The organism is Photobacterium pectinilyticum, assembly GCF_024357955.1.
Taxonomy (GTDB): Bacteria; Pseudomonadota; Gammaproteobacteria; order Enterobacterales; family Vibrionaceae; genus Photobacterium; species Photobacterium pectinilyticum.
In genome coordinates, this window is the sequence record NZ_JANEYT010000167.1 from 1 (window position 1) to 1899 (window position 1899).

Annotated in this window: 1 protein-coding gene; it reads left to right on the forward strand. The window is 47.7% G+C overall.

The annotated features are described in order from the left end of the window. Positions 1–412: 412 nt before the first annotated feature. Positions 413–1855, forward strand: coding sequence for a group II intron reverse transcriptase/maturase (gene ltrA / locus NHN17_RS25645; RefSeq protein WP_255045505.1), 1443 nt, complete (start codon positions 413–415; stop codon positions 1853–1855). The last annotated feature ends 44 nt before the right edge of the window (positions 1856–1899 follow it).

Sequence of the window (1899 nt, forward strand, 5' to 3'; positions counted from 1 at the left end):
CGCTTAGTACGCTAGGCAAAGCTGGCGTTGTGAATATGGGGTGAAAGTCCCCTCTTAGTAAGGGTTAGCCACCCGCTAAGTCCTCGAGCTATGCGCTTAGTCAGGTAACTGCCTAAGTGAAGTGTTAGTAGAGGCACCTGTAGGCTAGGTATTGAGCCACGTAATTTATAAATCGGAGGTGGTGATGCTGTTAAGCGAAGCAGAAACCAATAACAATCGAGGCGAAATGGCAAGCCAAGAACGTACCTCCCGGGGTCGGAGACCCTATGCATGCAGGGAAATTCACCGTCGGAACCTAGGAGATCCTAGACCGTCCTGAGTTGAGCATTCAGGAACATACAGCCAAAGCATTGTGCCAAGGTCGTATGGCACGTCTAGGAAGTCGGACAGAGGAATAGTACTGTTGAAACAAGTGAACAAAGCAATTAAACAAGCTGCGGAATTTGTGGAGGGAAGGCCTCTGACCAAGGGGAACAGCCAACAGCGTCTCCACGTCCAGACTCAGAGCTGGAATTACGTGACGTCTGGCCTGCTGGCTGTGCGAAATGTTGCAAAGAAGGATAAGAAGCGACAGTTTACCAACTTGCTTAAGCACATCGATGAGCAATTGCTAAATGAAAGTTTCTTCAAATTGAAACGACGATCAGCAGCAGGGTGCGATGGTGTGACATGGGACAGGTTCAGGCTAAATCTGGCCGGGAACATTCGAGAATTACACGATCAAATCCATACTGGCAGGTATAAACCAAAACCGGCTCGGCGGGTCTTTATCCTGAAAGAAGACGGTAGCCAGCGTCCACTGAGTATCATTTGCCTAAGAGATAAGGTCGTACAGCAGGCAATGGTCACAGTGTTGAATCAAATATATGAAGAGGACTTTCTTGGATTCTCTTATGGGTTCAGACCCGGGAGGGGGCAACATGACGCACTTGATGCATTGAATGTAGCGATAACCAAGAGGAAAGTAAACTGGGTGCTGGATCTGGACATCAGTAAGTTCTTCGATACTGTAGAGCACGACTGGCTCATCCGGTTTCTCCAGCACCGAATCGGCGATAAACGAGTTGTTAGACTAATCAATCAGTGGCTAAAAGTAGGTATCTTGGATGAGCATGGTCATCGAGTCCATGCCAAACTCGGTACTCCGCAAGGAGCGGTGATCTCTCCGCTTCTGGCGAATATCTACCTACACTACGTTTTTGATCTTTGGCTAAACAGGGAAAGGACTCGTTCAGCTCAAGGAGAAGTGGTTATTGTCCGCTATGCAGATGATGCTGTACTGGGTTTTCAGAAACATAAGGATGCTCAAGCATGCCTGTGTGGTTTGAAAGCCAGACTAAAATCCTTTGGCTTGCAGATCCATCCTGATAAAACCAAATTGATCCGCTTTGGGCGTTTCGCGTTGTCACAATTTAAGGAACAGAAAGCAAGGGGAAAACCTGGCACTTTCGATTTTCTCGGTTTTACTCACTACTGTGGCCTTAAGTATCAGGGCGACAAAGGTGAGGTGGCAATCAAAAGGAAAACGAAGCGTAAGCGATTGACAAATCAGTTGAAAAAGATACGTCATGAACTTAAGCGGAGACTACATGATAAACCGTATGAAACAGGTCAATGGCTTAGGCGTGTTGTGCAGGGGCACATAAATTATTATGGCGTTCCATATAACAGCAAGTCACTCAGTCTTTTCATAGAAGAAGTGAGAAAAGCATGGTTAAAAGCGCTTAGGCGTAGAAGCCAGCGAAGCCAAATGACCTGGTCGCGTTTTGAGAGACTAGCAAAATACTGGATACCGCCACCGAGGATCGTCCACCCTTATCCGGAAAAGCGCTTTTACGCTATGCACCCAAGGTAGGAGCCGGATGCGTTAGTAGCGCACGTCCGGATCTGCGCGGGGGG